At 37.1% G+C, this 15,686-nt stretch carries 13 protein-coding genes; 11 read left to right on the top strand and 2 right to left on the bottom strand.

The features are described from left to right. Positions 1-25: 25 nt before the first annotated feature. The 8 genes from AC6CHV_RS14955 (at position 26) to AC6CHV_RS14990 (ending at position 9,671) form a co-directional block, all read left to right on the top strand. Entirely contained in the window at positions 26-1,306 is a 1,281-nt protein-coding gene (locus AC6CHV_RS14955; protein ID WP_498079131.1) for an IS1096 element passenger TnpR family protein, read from the top strand. A gap of 465 nt (positions 1,307-1,771) precedes the next feature. Continuing rightward, a complete protein-coding gene (locus AC6CHV_RS14960; protein ID WP_498079132.1) occupies positions 1,772-3,337 on the top strand; it encodes an FAD-dependent oxidoreductase in 1,566 nt (521 codons plus the stop codon). Between the two features lie 435 nt (positions 3,338-3,772). Beyond that, the gene (locus AC6CHV_RS14965; RefSeq protein ID WP_341332150.1) at positions 3,773-5,410 is read left to right on the top strand and encodes a S8 family peptidase; all 1,638 of its coding nucleotides are present in this window, start codon (positions 3,773-3,775) and stop codon (positions 5,408-5,410) included. Between the two features lie 154 nt (positions 5,411-5,564). Next, positions 5,565-6,164: a biotin transporter BioY gene (locus AC6CHV_RS14970; RefSeq protein ID WP_341332149.1), complete on the top strand. Its 600-nt coding sequence runs from the start codon at positions 5,565-5,567 to the stop codon at positions 6,162-6,164. A 22-nt stretch (positions 6,165-6,186) separates the two neighbouring features. Beyond that, entirely contained in the window at positions 6,187-7,209 is a 1,023-nt protein-coding gene (gene bioB / locus AC6CHV_RS14975) for a biotin synthase BioB (RefSeq protein ID WP_341332148.1), read from the top strand. Positions 7,210-7,469: 260 nt separating this feature from the next. Further along, a complete protein-coding gene (locus AC6CHV_RS14980; protein WP_099353760.1) occupies positions 7,470-7,670 on the top strand; it encodes a cold-shock protein in 201 nt (66 codons plus the stop codon). Between the two features lie 447 nt (positions 7,671-8,117). Then, positions 8,118-8,816: a polysaccharide deacetylase family protein gene (locus tag AC6CHV_RS14985; RefSeq protein WP_341332147.1), complete on the top strand. Its 699-nt coding sequence runs from the start codon at positions 8,118-8,120 to the stop codon at positions 8,814-8,816. A gap of 138 nt (positions 8,817-8,954) precedes the next feature. Next, the gene (locus tag AC6CHV_RS14990; RefSeq protein WP_341332146.1) at positions 8,955-9,671 is read left to right on the top strand and encodes a metallophosphoesterase family protein; all 717 of its coding nucleotides are present in this window, start codon (positions 8,955-8,957) and stop codon (positions 9,669-9,671) included. A gap of 80 nt (positions 9,672-9,751) precedes the next feature. Here AC6CHV_RS14990 and AC6CHV_RS14995 read toward each other — a convergent pair whose 3' ends face one another. Together AC6CHV_RS14995 and AC6CHV_RS15000 are read right to left on the bottom strand one after the other, a co-directional pair. Further along, a complete protein-coding gene (locus tag AC6CHV_RS14995) occupies positions 9,752-10,507 on the bottom strand; it encodes a response regulator transcription factor (RefSeq protein ID WP_341332145.1) in 756 nt (251 codons plus the stop codon). Continuing rightward, entirely contained in the window at positions 10,482-12,254 is a 1,773-nt protein-coding gene (locus tag AC6CHV_RS15000; RefSeq protein WP_341332144.1) for a cache domain-containing sensor histidine kinase, read from the bottom strand. The genes AC6CHV_RS14995 and AC6CHV_RS15000 overlap by 26 nt, the downstream gene beginning before the upstream one ends. A gap of 219 nt (positions 12,255-12,473) precedes the next feature. On the opposite strand from AC6CHV_RS15000, the gene AC6CHV_RS15005 reads away from it, so the two are divergent. The 3 genes from AC6CHV_RS15005 to AC6CHV_RS15015 all read left to right on the top strand — a co-directional run bounded on the left by AC6CHV_RS15005 (position 12,474) and on the right by AC6CHV_RS15015 (position 15,671). Next, positions 12,474-13,823 carry an ABC transporter substrate-binding protein gene (locus AC6CHV_RS15005; RefSeq protein WP_341332143.1) on the top strand — a complete coding sequence of 450 codons (1,350 nt, stop codon included), beginning with the start codon at positions 12,474-12,476 and terminating at the stop codon, positions 13,821-13,823. 68 nt (positions 13,824-13,891) lie between these two features. Continuing rightward, positions 13,892-14,833, top strand: coding sequence for an ABC transporter permease subunit (locus AC6CHV_RS15010; RefSeq protein ID WP_498079133.1), 942 nt, complete (start codon positions 13,892-13,894; stop codon positions 14,831-14,833). Between the two features lies 1 nt (position 14,834). After that, the gene (locus tag AC6CHV_RS15015; RefSeq protein ID WP_341332141.1) at positions 14,835-15,671 is read left to right on the top strand and encodes a carbohydrate ABC transporter permease; all 837 of its coding nucleotides are present in this window, start codon (positions 14,835-14,837) and stop codon (positions 15,669-15,671) included. Positions 15,672-15,686 lie beyond the last annotated feature (15 nt).

The raw sequence follows: 15,686 nt of genomic DNA on the forward strand, positions 1-15,686 counted from the left end.
TGAACAGGAATAAGGAGAATTCTATATGAGTAAAAAAGAAACGAGAATACGTATTACAGAGGAATACCCTACAAAAATTACTAGGGACTTTATCCAATTCTTAGATTACATAGCAAATAACAAAATAAAGTTAACAAAAGCAAATGAGTTCCTTCCTCGAAAGGATTTAATTGCAATTTACGACATAATGTCTGAGCCGAAATTTGATGTTCCTTTAAAAAACAATCAACCGGGATATCCACTTTTGCATTTATTTTTTCTTGCGAGCATCGAGTTAGATCTATTTCGAAAAGAGCCTTTGCATTCACAAAAGACAGTTACATTACAATCAAAAAGTTATGAAGAATTTTTGAGACTAACAACTTCTGAGCAATATATTGCATTGTTAGAGGCTTTTTGGATGAAGGTTGATTGGGATTATTTACAAGGCGGCTATTTTGAGAGGGCCCCTCATAGTATTGATATCCTGTTTGATAAACTTGAGGAATACCCTGCTAATAAGATAATCTACATTAATAAAAATGATATATTAAGACGATTATTTTTTGATTTTGAGAATTTTCTATATTACTTTCATTACTTTGGGCTCTGGGAAGTTGTGTTTGATGAAGAAAAAACAAAAAAAGTCAGTCCGACTTATCGTGCCGCGAAATCAATTCTGCTAACCCCATTGTTTAAACATTTACAAGAATCATTACTTGATACATGGGATTCTGAATCAAATCAAGAGTTTGGTTCACGATCATATCTTGATATATTAGGTCTTAGTTCCATATATCATCAAGGGCAAGATAGTGAAGAACCAGAAAGAATGCAACATGAATCTCTTTTTCCTTTATTACAGCCTTTATTTGAAGAAGGTGAGGTCACTCAAAACTTTCTTGAGAGCGAAATAAAGAATAGTTCGGGTACCTATTTATTTAAAGTGACTTTAAACCAGTCATGCTGGCGGAAGTTACAATTTTCAGCTTCACATACTTTATTGGATGTCCATCATTTAATCCAAGAGGCTTTTGATTTTGAAGATGATCATCTTTACGCCTTTTTTATGGATGGAAAAAAATTTAGCAGAGAAAACTTTTATAACTCACCATTTGATTTTGAGGGTCCCTATGCAAATGAGGTGAGTTTGGGAGAACTTCAACTTCGAGAGGGAAAAAGTTTTCTATATCTATTCGATTTTGGCGATGAATGGGAATTTTATATAGATGTTCTAAAAATTATTGAAGAAAAGCGTAAAACTAAGGCACGGATAGTTGATAGAAAAGGTGAAGCCCCGGCCCAATATGGGTGGGAAGAGGTTTGATTTCCTAAGTTTATTTTGGGATGTTAGATGAAATCCCGGAGGCAGCGGAGTTATGTTTTTAGGTTCCTTCAAAAGGTGGATGAAGTCCCTTGCCAAGCGGAGTTCGATCAGTAGAGTCCTTCATAAGGACAATGAAGTCCCTTGCCAAGCAGAGTTCGGTCAGTAGAGTTCTACATAAGCGATATGAAGAGGAGGACCCCGCGGAAGAGATTGGCGAATCCCCTTCATAAGCGATATGAGGAGGAAAACTCCACAGAAAAACCCGCGGATCCCGTTCACCAGCGGTATGAAGGGGAAAACCCCGCGGAAGCGATCAACGAATCCCCTTCATCAGCAACTAAGCAATTTCAGCACTGTCCCAATTATATTAATACCCACCCCAATATCATCACGACCCATGCATGATACCTAAAATACTGGAAAACCTAAACCTAAACTTACTTATTTAGGAAATGAGGGTTTATTGTGGCAAATGAGAAAAAGCTTCCCGAAGCACCCGAGCCTTTATGGAGAGCCGATGTTGACATTCCGGAGTTTCCACCACTCGAGGAAGACCTAGAGGTAGATGTTGTGATTGTAGGTGGGGGGATTGCAGGTATTACCTCCGCGTATGTCTTAGTAAACGAGGGATTGAAAGTCGCCTTATTAGAGGCGGATCATCTAACCAATGGTACTTCCGGACACACAACTGCAAAAGTTACAGCACAGCATGACCTCATCTATGATGAGTTCATTACGAATTTCGGAAGAAGCACCGCAAGGCTTTATTATGAAGCAAACACGGATGCATTAAATTTTGTCAAAAAAACAGTAGAAGAGCACCAAATTGAGTGTGACTTTAAGGAACAGGATGCCTACCTTTACTCCACAACGGATGAGTATGCACAAAAGATTCAGAACGAAGCCCAGGCCTATGAAAAAATTGGAATTGATGGTGGCCTTGTAGACACTATTCCTTTTGACATTGAGATAAAAAACGCAATTGTGATGAAAAATCAGGGACAATTCCATCCAGTCAAATACTTAGCGCACCTTGTCAGAATCATTAAAGAAAAAGGTGGACTCATTTTTGAACATACGGTTGCGGTCAATGTTGAAACAGGGGAAAAACCTACCGTACTCACTCGCAATAACAAACGGGTAACTGGTGGTTTTGTCCTTGCATGTTCGCATTTCCCATTTTTCGAAGGGACAGGGCTTTATTCGGCTAGAATGAAAGCGTCGCGTTCATACGCTGTTGCCATTAAAGCACAGGAGAGTTACCCAGGTGGCATGTATTTGAGTGTCGATAAGCCAACTCGTTCGATTCGATCTGTTTCAACGAATGGCGAAGAGTACATTATCCTTGGAGGCGGAAGTCATCAAACGGGTGAAAGAACGGACACAAAGGAAGATTACAATTCCTTACGTATTTTTAGTGAACAGGTTTTTGAATTAGAGGATATTCAATACCACTGGTCCGCACAAGATCTTGAGACTTTGGACAAAATCCCATATATCGGGGAGTTAACAACCAGTGAACCAAACATTCTGGTCGCAACGGGTTTCCGTAAGTGGGGCATGACAAACAGTGCAGTAGCTGCCTTACTATTTAGAGATATTATTTTGAAACGAAATAATCCATATCGCGATCTGTATTCACCAGCCCGATTCTATGCACATCCTTCTCTGAAAAATTTCTTTGTGAACAATGCGAAAGTGGTGAAGCATTTAGTACAAGGAAAAATGGAAATCCCTCAGAAAAATGTCAATGACATTCAAAAAGGGGAAGGTGCCGTAATCTCCATTGATGGTCATCGAAAAGGGGCTTACAAAGACGAAACTGGAAAACTGTACATTGTTGATACAACCTGTACCCATGTTGGCTGTGAATGTCATTGGAATAATAGTGAAAAATCGTGGGACTGCCCATGTCATGGGTCACGTTTCTCCTATACGGGCGAAGTTTTAGAAGGGCCGGCAGAAAAGCCACTACAGAAATATGATTACTCAATGCTAGATAACTTAACATCAGAGGATTCGGGTTATTAAAAAATCAGGTACTTCCCTCGGGAGGTACCTTTTTTTTCTATTACCGCACCAAAGCGGTGAATCTATGTGAAAGACTATAATACTAGTAAAATTAGATATTTCGGCTTATACATGTTTGGCGTGAAAAATATTTTGTGGTAGTAAATAACTGAATATTACAAAAGATATTGACGGTCACAACTGGAAAATTGTAGTGTAATGGAGGCAGAGGACATTTCAAATTTTACAAACACTAAACGCAATTTACATCTTCTCAACAATTCCTCATCAAACGATTCTTGCGAATACATAATCTTGACAGTCAAAAGTGAAAAAGTCACCAGTTAGTCGACATTTTTTGCTTTTTTTCTGTATATACACGATACATAGAAGGGAGCGTGCCACTGACTTATATCATACGAGTTGTTTTTCAAAACTAAAAGCGGAGGTATGTAAATGAAGAAATTTGTCAGTTTTGCGATTGTGCTTTTACTCGTTTTAACGATGTTTGCAGGTGTAACTTTTGCCGACCAGCCCGACAATGCGGGGAAAGGGAACCAAGACTTTGTTGAAGGTGAACTAATCGTTTCAGTGGAGCCAAAACAAAAAGGCAATTCAGATTCCACAATCCAGAGCGCAGACAGTCTGACAGGTCAGGATGATGCGTTAAAAGCAAAAGGATTCTCAATCATAGACACTCTCCATGTTGAAGATACTTCAGTCAAACCACTCCTAAATAAAAATTTTAACAAAAAAGTAGTCGAGAAAATGGGCTTAGTCTACTTAGTCAAATACTCTCCGAATCAGTTCAAATCTAGTAATATGGCTATAAAAGAATTGCGTAAAGCGTTAATGAATCTTGGGTTCAAAGTTAGATATATTTCCGAAAACTATAAGATGATGGCCATTGAAGGAACAGCGACAATTCAAGCTGTTCATCAAAATCAAAAATGGCATTACGACATGATTAAGGCTCCGCAAGCATGGACAGTTACGAATGGTTCAAGTGCTGTAAAAATTGCTGTGTTGGATACTGGAATCGACCATAACCACCCTAGTCTGGCCAATTTTGTGAACACGAGCTTAGGAAGAACCTTTGTCGGTGGAACAACGATGGATGTTCAAGGTCATGGAACTCACGTTGCTGGAACGATTGCAAGCTATGGGTCTGTTTCGGGTGTCATGCAAAATGCAACCCTTATCCCAGTGAAGGTACTCGGTGATGATGGATCAGGTTCCTTATACGGAATCACACAGGGAATTTTATATGCAGCCAATATTGATGCAGATGTCATTAATATGTCTCTTGGCGGTGGAGGTTATAATCAAAGCATGGATGAGGCGGTACAAACTGCCACATCGCAAGGAACGATTGTTGTAGCAGCTTCTGGTAATGACGGGGCATCGAGTATTTCGTATCCAGCTGCTTATAGTAGTGTAATCGCGGTTGGATCCGTTACATCGAACCGAACACGCTCAAGCTTTTCAAACTATGGTTCAGGTTTAGAGCTTATGGCACCTGGCTCGAATATTTACAGCACCTATCCAAATAGTCGCTATACATCCTTATCAGGTACATCAATGGCGACTCCGCATGTGGCTGGGGTAGCGGGATTAATTAGAGCGGCGAATCCGAATATTTCAGTCTCACAAGCTAGACAAATCCTTCGAGATACAGCACAAGAGGCTGGTAGCTCCACGCAATACGGATATGGAATTGTTGATGCCCATGCAGCTGTTGTAGCAGCTTCTGGAGGCGGTGGAACCACACCACCACCACCATCATCAACTGAGACAGTTACAACAGTATCTACTAACTATAGCTACTATTATCGTGGCGAAACCGTCTATGTTACAAGTACAGTAAGAGATTCAAATGGAGCCGCGCTTGCAAATGCATCCGTGAATTTTAAAGTTACACGTCCAAATGGGTCAACTGTAACAGGAACTGCAACAACCAATTCGTCAGGTGTAGCAACTTGGTCGATCGGCACAAGCTATTCAACTGCAACTGGAACATATCGACTTGACGCCACTGCTTCAAAGAGTGGATACTCAAGCAGTACGGGTTCTACAACATTTAGAGTTTACTAATTATTTGCCGAATTTAGTCCATTTTTTAGGGAGTCTCACTTAAAGAGACTCCTATTTTTATGGTTTATATGTTAACTTAGAATAAAAATAGGTTGACAAATAAACCGTTTTCTCATTATTTTAATTATATAGATAAGAGAAGGAGGCTAAGGAATTGAAAAGGAAGTTATCAACAATTGATATTAGTTTAGTAGGAATGTTCGTGGCGTTAATGGCAATCGGGGCAAATATTACATCGATTGCGCCATTTATGGTTGTTGGCGGTGTACCGATCACATTGCAAACCTTTTTCGCGATCTTGGCTGGTGCGATTTTAGGTAGTCGTCTTGGTGCGATTAGCATGTGTGTGTATGCATTTGTAGGTTTAGTAGGGGTTCCTGTGTTTGCTAAGTTTAGCGGAGGGTTTACTCATTTATTAAGTCCAACTTTTGGTTTTATTGTTTCATTTATTTTAACGGCATATATCACAGGAATAATCATCGAAAAAAATAAGGCGCTACATACATACATCATTGCATCACTAATTGGGATGTCCATTAATTATCTTTTCGGAACGAACTGGATGTATTTTTCCTATCAATTATTTGCGGATGCTCCAGAAGGATTTACGTATTCTATGGCATGGTTGTGGATGATTGTCCCGTTACCAAAAGATATCGTCCTTGCGATTGGAGCAGGATTATTTGCGCACCGCTTTGAACGGACACTTGTTAGTCGTGGTTATTTAGCGAACTTGAAAAAATCAGTTAATTAGAAAAGATGGAGGAGAAAAAATGATGAGTAAATGGAAGGAATTAGCATTAAAGGTGATAGATGGCTATAAAGTAAGGAATGATGAGGCGTTAGATATCTTAAACTCTCCAGATGAAGAAATTTTAGAGTTACTTCATGGTGCGTACGTGATTCGTCATCATTACTATGGCAACAAGGTGAAGCTAAATATGATTATTAATACAAAGTCAGGGCTATGTCCGGAAAACTGCGGGTACTGCTCACAATCCAGTATTTCAACTGCACCGATTGAAAAATATCGAATGATGGACAAGGAAGAAATTTTGAAAGGGGCTGAAAAAGCTCATCAAATGCAAGTGGGCACATATTGTATCGTAGCAAGTGGACGCGGTCCTAGTAACAAGGAAGTGGACCACGTTGTATCTGTCGTAAGGGAAATCAAAGAAAAATATGATTTAAAAATTTGCGCTTGTCTTGGGATTTTAAAATCAGATCAAGCCAAAAAACTAAAAGACGCGGGTGTTGACCGCTATAATCACAATATTAATACATCTGAAAATCACCATGAATGTATTACAACCTCACATACCTATCAAGATCGGGTTAATACTGTGGAAACCATTAAAGAACAGGGGATTTCACCTTGTTCCGGGGTAATTGTGGGAATGAGGGAATCCAAGCAAGATGTTGTCGATATGGCAAGAAGCTTACGCGTCCTAGACGCGGATTCCATACCGGTGAATTTCTTGCATGCGATTGTTGGAACCCCTCTGGAGGGGACAAACGAGTTGAACCCACGATATTGCCTGAAGGTACTGTGCCTCATGCGCTTTATCAATCCAACGAAGGAAATTCGCATCTCAGGAGGAAGAGAAGTAAATCTGCGAAGCCTTCAACCACTAGGCCTCTACGCAGCAAACTCAATTTTTGTAGGAGATTATCTCACAACTATTGGCCAAGAAGGATCGGCTGACCATAAAATGTTAGAAGACCTAGGATTCGATATCGATTGGGACAGAGGGACAGGTCCACTGTCCCAAAATAAAGAATCTATTACAATTGATTAAGGTGAAATAGGTACTCCACTACTGTTCTTTTATGAATGTATGTACTCGAGGAGCCCTCTAATATAGGCTCCTCTATAAGTACAAAGTCCTGATAATAATTAATTTCTTAATATCATTTGCTATTTTCTTTTATATCTGTTATTCTAAGGAAGAATTATTTTTGTTCTTATTCAGATTAAAGATTCATTTTGTTTTTCGTCTAAGGTATTTGAACAAGGATAGTAACATATGTGTGGCAATCACACTAGGAGGCAATTTACATGGAACAAGGTAAAGTTAAATGGTTTAATTCAGAAAAAGGTTTTGGATTCATCGAGCGTGAAGGTGGAGAAGACGTATTCGTACATTTCTCAGCAATCCAAGGCGAAGGCTTCAAATCATTAGACGAAGGTCAAAGTGTAACTTTTGATGTAGAGCAAGGACAACGTGGTCCACAAGCTTCTAACGTTCGCAAAGCTTAATAAGTGCGCTTAATAAGCTAAGAGATATACCGATATCGGTATATCTCTTTTTTATGTTCCAATTATGAAAAAGAGCAGAGATAATTAGTCTATTTTCCAAAATACTGCAGTTTGCGGAGCCGCTGATATACTTCCGGTGAGAACAAAAAGTTCATACTTTTCCCTATCTATGAGTAAGCCGGAGAACATTATTGCTCGTTATGTTCTTTATGATTTAAAGAGACTCGACTTTTTTCCTTCCTCTGTAAGGTACTCAACAACTGTTTCATGAAACTTTTCTGGTTCTTTGTACCATTTATTATCTAATTTAAAAAGAATCAATTTCCTTTTTCAACGATTCAATTTACAAAATTTAAGCAAGGCAATTTCTTGTTCCAAATTCTGGTTTCAATTTTCCTGTTAAATTTACTATAATAGAAGTTCAATAAATTGAAAAGGAAGTAAATGATGAAAAGAAAATTATCAATTAGTGGACTTGTTATTTTAATTATTTTTCTTGCTTTACTGGGTAGTTACAAGTTAATGAACTCAAGGTCATTCCAACTTTTTGGCGGGCTTACGCAGCAAGTTGAAACAGATCAAAAGCTAGTTGCTTTGACATTTGACGATGGACCGACTGAAAATGTGAACGACATCCTACCACTTTTGGACAAATATGATGTGAAGGCAACATTCTTTTTAATTGGACAAGATATCGAGAAATATCAAGAGGAAGCGAAGAAAATAGCTGAAGCTGGGCATCAGGTTGGAAATCATACGTATTCCCATAACCGAATGATTTTCAAATCCCCATCCTATATTAAAGAAGAAATTGAAAAAACTGATGAATTAATCCGTGAAGCAGGGTATGAGGGAGAAATTGACTTCCGCCCACCAAACAGCAAAAAGCTCGTTGGATTACCTTACTATCTTTACAAACAAAAGAAAGACACAATCACCATGAATATTGAACCGGACACTTTCTACACTGAAACCGAGGATAGGATCCAGTATGTCAAAGAACAAATAATCCCTGGTTCAATCATTTTGATGCATCCGATGTATGAAGATAGCGATAAAGTTTTAGCAGAAATTGAGGGGATTATCCAATCGCTTAAGGATGAGGGGTATAGGTTTGTGACTGTTAATGAGTTGCAGGGGATGTAGACTGGGATGGTGTTAAAGTAATAGAATTATTAGAATTTTATGCTAAGGTAAAGTTAAGTGATTTATCGTATACATGTAATAATAGTTTGTTAATGAATGATTTTGTGGTAAGGAAATGAATAGATAGGAGGAAGACAATTGCGAACACTTGTCATTAGTGATATTCACGGTTGTTTCGATGAATTTAACGATTTATTAAAGCTTGTCAAATATGTACCTAACCAGGATCGCTTAATCCTGTTAGGTGACTATGTGGATAGAGGCCCCAAAAGTAAAGAAGTTATTCAAAAGATTATAGAACTAGCAGAATATGAAAATGTGATTGTTTTACGTGGAAATCATGATGACAGGTTTCTCAGGGTTCTAAATTGGGATTCTTCGGTATATGACGTCTTTATGGAATATGGTGGGAAGGAAGCTTTACAAAGTTATTGTCCTGATGCCGAGAACATGTCAATCAACGAAACTATTCAATTTATTAACCAAAAGTATCATGACCATATTGACTTTCTCCAACAAACAAAATTATATTTTGAAGACGATGATTTTATTTATGTACATGCTGGATTAGATCCAGCATATCTTAACTGGAAAGACCAACCTCCTAGCACTTTTTTTACGATTCGTGACGGGTTTGTTAACAATAAAACAAACGTGGATCGAAAAGTAATCTTTGGACATATCATCACAAATAAAATCCATAAATCCGCAAACATTTGGTTTTCTAATGATAAAATCGGAATAGACGGCGGATGTGCGATGGGTCATCAATTAAATTGTTTGGAGATTGTTGATAGTGATACTTTGAATGAGTATTATGTTGAAAGTAGAAAGTTTATTGAAGTGAAGAAATAAATTTTCCTTTTATTTTTAAACAATAATAAAGGCAAGTCGTAAAAACGTGAAAAGATTACCCCACAAAGGGTAATCTTTTTTCATTGTTTTTCATTTACAAAATATTGTTTTCGAAATTCATTGGGGGTCATGTTGAATACTTTTTGGAAGGTTTTTGTAAAAGATTTTGGATCCTTATACCCCACTAATGACCCTATTTCATATATTTTAAGATTTGGATTCTTTGTTAGTTCACTTGCTTTTTCCATTCGTACTCTTGTTAAATAGTTTAAGAAGGTTTCGCCTGTAACAGATTTAAAAACCTGTCCGAAGTAGTGGTCAGTAAGATGCAAACGATTTGCAATTTCCTTTAAAGTTAGTGATTTCATTAGATTGGCTAAAATATATGATTGAGCACTTAGAACCAGCCTATCATGGTAGGTAGTTGGCTCATTCTCAGGATGAGAGCTTTCATTTTTCATCGGGTTAATATCCTTTTGAATTCGATCAATTGTTTCCATTAGTTCATCCGTATCAATTGGTTTTAACACATACCCTTTAGCATTGTACTTCATTGCTTTTTGTGCGTAAGAAAATTCTTCGTACCCACTCATAATGATCACTTGGATGTTGGAATTTCTTTCATAAATATGCTTAGTTAATTCAATCCCATTCATTTCTGGCATTCGAATGTCAGTTAAAATGATATCCAGGTTCTCTTGCTCCATCCAAAAAATCGCTTCTTTTCCGTTCTCAGCGGTGCCAACGACATCGATATTACGTTCGTGCCACTCATCTAATGATTTTAAACTATCTGAAATTAGCCAATCATCATCTACTATTAACATCTTGAGCATTGTGTACCTCCATTGGTATTGAGATTGTAACAGTTGTTCCCTCATTTAGTTCGCTGTCAATCGATATTCCAAAAGACGTGTTATAATGTGACTGGATTCTTGTTTGAACATTGTATAGCCCAATTTTATTCTTATATTTCGCAAGTTCTTTCGAGCTGTGCTTAAGTTGGTGCCGAATTTGTTGTAGCTTAAAGGAATCAATTCCTATTCCGTTATCTTTAATTGTAAAAAGTATCGTTTCTCCTTTTGTTTCCCCAATAATCTCTATTTGGCCTTCTGATTTTATAGGGTCTATCCCATGGATGACGGCATTTTCAACAATTGGCTGGAGGATCCATTTTACTGATAGATAATTTTCTATTTTTGGGTCAATTGAAAGTGAGTATTTAAATGGCACTCTCATTCTTGCCTTTTGAATTTCTAAATAATTCACAATATAATTGATTTCCTGTTTGATTGGAATTTTTTCTTCAAATGAGCTTATACTTGATCGTAATAGTCTACCGAGCAATACAATCAAACGACTAATTTCATGTTCTCTTTTTTTTCTAGCCAAAGAGTTTATCGTTTCTAAAGTGTTATAAATAAAATGTGGATTAATTTGTAGTTGCAAAGCCGTGATTTCAGCTTCTTTTTTTAACTTTTCTTCGCGTTTAACTGCTTGGATAAGTTTCTTTAATTCAGTAATCATCGTATTAAAGCCTTTTCCAAGTTCACCAATCTCGTCTTTTGTTTTAACAAGAAATTTCTCTTCAAGGTATCCTTTTTCTACTTTCTTCATCACTCTACCAAGATTTTTAATAGGCGTTGAAATTCGATGTGATATAAATAATGAAGCCAGTAAACAAATCAATGCAGTAATAATTGTAACAAGCATTGCGATTTTTCTAATTTCATAAATTGGTCCATAGAAAGCGGTCTTCTCAAAATACTCTGATACAAACCAACCTGTTTGTGGAAAATACTTCGTGAAAATAAGATATTCCCTTCCATATTGGCTTTTAATGGTTGAACCTGAATGCGATCGAAATACATCTTTAAAAACTATGCTATTCTCTGGTGCTAAAACAAAACCAGAATTGTCATGAATGAAGGTTCCTGAATTTTTATAGGAAGTACCTGAATTATTTTGCAATATTGCTTTGACCGAATCCTCTTTAAAATCAATGATAAGAAATCCGTATGACTTTAATTTACGATCCCATACTTTTTTTACATAGGAATAAACTTCTTGGCCCTTATCATGATTTGAATAGGGTCTTTCATGTAGATTTGTAATTTGTGGGGTAAGGTAATTATTTTGTTCCACGTCTTTCACCCATGGAAGCTTTCTGAAGCCCTCATTTGTAAATTGTAAATCATGAGAGTACCCATAATTGTAAAAATACCCATTATTACTAACGATCATAATTCCTGCTATTTCAGGTCTTATATTTTGTATACTCAAGAGTAATTCATCGAGCTCTAAATAAAGTTTAGAATGTTCTAATGGATTTGTATTTGTGAGAAACTCTGAAAACACCTTACTCTGAGTAATGCCTTTTTCCATCCTTTCCATATCATTTATGATTAAGGAAAGCGCATTCATCTTTTGCTTTAATATATCATCTGCGTGATTCTGTAAATTTTCATAAACATTATTGGAATATCTATCATAGGCAAACCAGCCAACAATACCCATAGGAATTAAGGAAAATAGAAGAAAAGTCATAAAGAGCTTGAAAAAAATTGAGTTAATGAATTTCATAATTTTCCTCCATAAATTAGGTGAATTTGAAATCTATGAAATATTAACCACGATTCACCCCCCTATTATCCACCTTCTACACTATTGAATGAAAATTAACATCATTTAAAATTATTAATAAATAAACGTTATTCTTATTCTATGAAAAGGAGCGTGAAAAGTAAAATAGTAATTTTGTAATTCTATTAAACAAAAAAAGAAAATAAGGATGGGATGTTTATGAAGGGGAGCAAACATAAGATTTCTTTATTACTTGTAATACTGATGTTATTTACAGTAGCTTGTCAATCACCCACATCATCAACTGATAATAAAACAAAAACAGATTCTACAGAAGAGAAAAACGAAACAGCAAGCGGGAATAGTGATGCGCTTGATCTAATGATACCGAACTTTTACAACGATGTAGAGAAACAACAATGGGAAAGTGTAGTAGAAAAATTTAAAGAATTGAATCCTGGAATTGAAGTGAATCTTACAACTGGGGATGTGCAAGTAGAGTCTGGAAAATTGCCAACTCTTTTGCAATCAGGAATTGAGCCTCCAGATGCTATCTTGATGAATGCAGGTCCAGGAAGGGTATCGATTCTATCAGATGTAGAATTAATTCAGCCACTCAATGAGCTATATGAGAAGAATAATTGGGAAGATGCCCTTCGACCATTTGCATATGACCTTATCTCAAAAGGGGAAAACATCTACGAGGTACCACACATGATTGATGCAATCGGGATGTTTTACAACAAAGATATTTTTGAGCAGCATGGTGTAGAAGTACCATCTACTAAAGATGAATTTTTGAAAGCGCTTCAAACACTTAAAGATGGGGGCGTTGCACCCATTACAGTTGGGGCAAGAAACGGATATGCGATAGGTTGGATCTTCGGTGTCATGATGGAAAGTGTAATGGGAACTGAAAAAGTAGAAGAATTACTTTATGGGGATGGAAAATGGAATGACCCAGAAGTAGTAAAGGTTGCTGAAATGCTTGCTGAATGGGTAGAAGAGGGCTATATCACGAAAGAGTCAGTTACCCAAACTCAGGCCGATTCTAAGTTCAGATTTTTATCGAAACAAGCAGCAATGGAATCTGAAGGTACTTATCTCATTACCGATTTAGCTGATCAAAACCTTCAGGATAGTGTTGATATGTTTATGATGCCATCCTTTGTTGATGGAAAAACTGCGAAGCCTGTTGGGGGTGTTGGACAAACATGGGTAGTTCCTACGAAGGCGATAAATGTAGATTATGCTGAAAAATGGATGGGATTCATTTTATCAGAGGACTTTAGCAAAATCGTATTAAACTTTCCAGATTACAATTTTATCCCTGCATCTAAGGCTTCTATGTCTATTGAACCTGTAGGTGAAGTTTTAAAATCTGCTATGAAACAAATTGAAGATGGCTCTGGCTTAAATCCAAGTGTATTTATTGGTGTAGAAGCAAAAGAAGCTTACTATCAAAATCTCCAAGGGCTTGTCGGTGGATTGGTTACACCGCAAGAGGCAATGGAAAGCATTGAAAAAGGTGCTGAAAAAGACCGAGCTAATGGGTTTAGTTTGAAATAACAATTGAATGGTGGGACTTGGACACGCTGATTATGTGACTAGGTCCCAACTAAGGAAGGAGGCAATATATGAGTCATTCACCACCTGTATTAGAAATGGATAATAAAAAAAATGTAATCGCTGTTAATAGTAAAGCAAGAATGAAAATTAAGAAGGCAATTACGATCGCGTCATTCCTTCTCCCAGGATTGTTATTATATGCAGTTTTTATGCTTTATCCAATGATTGACGCTATCCGTTATAGCTTCTTCGATTGGGATGGAGCATCATCAACCATGAACTTTGTAGGGCTTGAAAATTATGTCCAATTAACAAAAGATGACATTTTTTTAAAATCATTAGGCCATAACCTTTTATGGGTCGTACTTAGCCTTGCCCTTATGGTGGTTCCTACCTTAGTGTTGGCAGTATTAATCAGTAGGGTTAAGAAAGGAAAGACGTTTTTTAGAGCAGGATTTTATCTACCAAGTGTTCTTTCCTTAGCTGTTGTTGGGGTACTTTGGTCAAAAATCTATGATCCAATGATGGGTCCCATTAATGTTTTTCTTAAAACGGTAGGGTTGGATAGTCTAGCAAAAAACTGGTTAGGGGAACCTTTATTTGTTATCCCAGCTCTCGTAATTGCAAGTACTTGGGCATTCTATGGTTTGTATTTAATTCTTTTCCTTGCAGGTCTACAAAGCGTTGACTATAGCGTATATGAAGCTGCGGACATCGACGGGGCTGGACCAATAAGTAAGTTTTGGCATATTACCATTCCAAGTTTAAGAAATACATTAAATGTTGTTATCAGTATGGTTATTATCCACGCACTTAAAGGGTTCGCATTGATTTGGATAATGACGCAAGGCGGTCCTTTCTACATGAGTGAAGTTGTTTCCACTTATGTGTATAAAGCGGCATTTAGTATGAACAAAGTAAGTTATGCAACTGCCGGTAGCGTGGTATTGGGGATTATTGTAATCGCATTTACGATTGGCTTTAACTATTACCGAGAAAGGACTGAATAGAATGGTAACACGATTGAGACAGTTAAAAGGATCCCAGCTAACTCTATGGATTACCCTATCGGTATTGTTACTTTTCATTACATCCCCTATTGTATATGCAATATTAGCAAGTTTTAAATCGAATATGGAGATTTTTAGTTCACCTTTCTCATTACCTAAATCATGGAATTTTGATAATTATATTGGCGCTTGGAATTTAGGAAACTTTAAAACTTACTTTCTTAATAGTGCATTTATTACGATAGGGGGCATGGTGCTAGTTGCATTAGTTGCTGCACCAGCAGGTTATGCATTTGCACAGCTTTCATTTAAAGGAAATAATCTAATCTTTTATCTAGTGTTGTTAGGAATGGCCCTCCCGGTTCAGGCTATTATCATTCCGATTTTCTTTCAACTGAAGGCTATGGGGATGGTAGATACTCTTTCAGGTGTAACGTTAGTATCGGCAGGTCTAGCACTTCCATTCTCAATATTCCTAATGAGAAATACATTTAGGGATGTACCAAAGGAATTGCGTGAATCAGCTGCAATGGACGGGGCTGGAGAATGGAGAACCTATTGGACAATTATGTTGCCTTTAGCAAAACCAGGTTTAGTTGCACTACTTATCTTTACTTTTATGAATATATGGAATGATTTCTTACTGCCGCTAGTTCTATTAATTTCACAAGAGAAATTTACAATTTCTTTAGGTCTATATTCCTTCCAAGGAGAGCAAACAACCAACTTCGGGTTAATCTTTGGTGGAACTGTTATAAGCATGATCCCGAGTATTATAGTGTATTTGATTTTCCAACGGTCCTTTGTTGAAGGGATGGCAAGTGGTGCAAATAAATAATACTTGTAAATCATA

It is taken from the genome of Ferdinandcohnia sp. GQ5, assembly GCF_059759275.1.

Excerpts from the sequence above, each read along its gene's own strand:
- AC6CHV_RS14955 (WP_498079131.1), top strand. The coding sequence starts at position 26 with ATGAGTAAAAAAGAAACGAGAATACGTATTACAGAGGAATACCCTACA.
- AC6CHV_RS14965 (WP_341332150.1), top strand. The coding sequence starts at position 3,773 with ATGAAGAAATTTGTCAGTTTTGCGATTGTGCTTTTACTCGTTTTAACG.
- bioB (WP_341332148.1), top strand. The coding sequence starts at position 6,187 with ATGAGTAAATGGAAGGAATTAGCATTAAAGGTGATAGATGGCTATAAA.
- AC6CHV_RS14980 (WP_099353760.1), top strand. The coding sequence starts at position 7,470 with ATGGAACAAGGTAAAGTTAAATGGTTTAATTCAGAAAAAGGTTTTGGA.
- AC6CHV_RS14985 (WP_341332147.1), top strand. The coding sequence starts at position 8,118 with ATGAAAAGAAAATTATCAATTAGTGGACTTGTTATTTTAATTATTTTT.
- AC6CHV_RS14995 (WP_341332145.1), bottom strand. The coding sequence starts at position 10,507 with ATGCTCAAGATGTTAATAGTAGATGATGATTGGCTAATTTCAGATAGT.
- AC6CHV_RS15000 (WP_341332144.1), bottom strand. The coding sequence starts at position 12,254 with ATGAAATTCATTAACTCAATTTTTTTCAAGCTCTTTATGACTTTTCTT.
- AC6CHV_RS15005 (WP_341332143.1), top strand. The coding sequence starts at position 12,474 with ATGAAGGGGAGCAAACATAAGATTTCTTTATTACTTGTAATACTGATG.
- AC6CHV_RS15010 (WP_498079133.1), top strand. The coding sequence starts at position 13,892 with ATGAGTCATTCACCACCTGTATTAGAAATGGATAATAAAAAAAATGTA.
- AC6CHV_RS15015 (WP_341332141.1), top strand. The coding sequence starts at position 14,835 with ATGGTAACACGATTGAGACAGTTAAAAGGATCCCAGCTAACTCTATGG.